Origin of the sequence: Rhodococcus phenolicus (assembly GCF_001646785.1) — a bacterium.
Lineage (GTDB): Bacteria > Actinomycetota > Actinomycetes > Mycobacteriales > Mycobacteriaceae > Rhodococcus > Rhodococcus phenolicus.
In genome coordinates, this window is record NZ_LRRH01000210.1 from 1 (window position 1) to 1,185 (window position 1,185).

Consider the following 1,185-nt stretch of genomic DNA (forward strand, 5'->3'; position numbering starts at 1 on the left):
AGGTGATCGGGTTCGTCTGAACACGCCGACCTCTACCATGCACGCCGTGCTGGTGCGGTGCCGCATCAACCGGCTCGCACATCGACATCCGCGCCGGCAGGCGAACCCGCCGCCGACGAATACCCCACCCGGGGGATGATCCACCTCGACGTCAGGAAGCTCGGAAACCTTGCCGTCAGCGGCGGTGGCAATTCGCCGGCCGCACCACAAGTGCGCAAGAACCGTCATGCCCCGGGACCGGCCGCAACAAGCACTACAACGAGCTGCTCGAGTATGCGTTCGTACACACTGCGGTCGACGATCATTCCTGCGGCGTCTAGGCCGAGGTCCACGATCACGAACCGCCGGTACCGCTGTCGATGCGCTCCGGCGGGTTCGCCGAACGAACTCGCGGTCAACAGCTTGCGGATGCGAGGCCTCCAGTTGAGCGCGCAGTCCCGAGCCGGTCGATCGAAGCGGGCAGCAACAAACAGTTTGCGCTCGTCGACCTGGATCGCACACGTAGTGGTCACGTTCAACAGCACAGATCCGAACCACATCCACAACTGCCAACGCTGATCAAGAAGCAACTGCTTCCATCCGTGGACGGCGATGCCAATCCTGACGCGAGCATGCCGACTGCTCGACGATCCTACTAGCCCACTAACGCCGCACACTGTAACGGAACCGCGGTATAGCGCCGATCACCCGCAACAGCACTGCGCACCATTCCGGCCGACCAATGTCCAGTAGCTGAACGAGCGCACTTTCGTCTGGCACCACCAGTTCAGACGGTTGCCCGGCCGCTCTAAAGTACTAGCCTACCTGCACCAATGCTTGCTCAAACTCGCCTGCAGCGACATCCGCTTGAGACCCCTGCGCGTCTGAGACTACTGAGGAAGTGAACCCGAGACGTTCAGGAGGAAGACCTTCGAACCCGAGAGCCGTAGGAGCCCTGGGTTTACCTTCGCCGGGTTGCGGCGCGCCGCGGCTCGATTGTGGCACGATCGAGCAGGATTCACAGGAGGTGGACGAGGATGCTTGAGGACGGTCATTGGAAGAGCCATCGGCATCGGACCGCGATTGGCCGAGCGGACTTATCCAGACCGTTGCGAATGGCTCTTCAAGACGGAGTCCTTCACTCCGGTCAGACAGTACTCGATTACGGATGCGGGCGCGGTCAAGATGGATAGTGCCCCGTGGAGT

At 61.7% G+C, this 1,185-nt stretch carries 1 protein-coding gene; it reads right to left on the bottom strand.

What is annotated here, in order from left to right; all coding sequences use genetic code 11:
* Positions 1-224: 224 nt before the first annotated feature.
* The gene (locus A8G15_RS28935; RefSeq protein WP_156665630.1) at positions 225-512 is read right to left on the bottom strand and encodes a hypothetical protein; all 288 of its coding nucleotides are present in this window, start codon (positions 510-512) and stop codon (positions 225-227) included.
* Between the last annotated feature and the right edge of the window lie 673 nt (positions 513-1,185).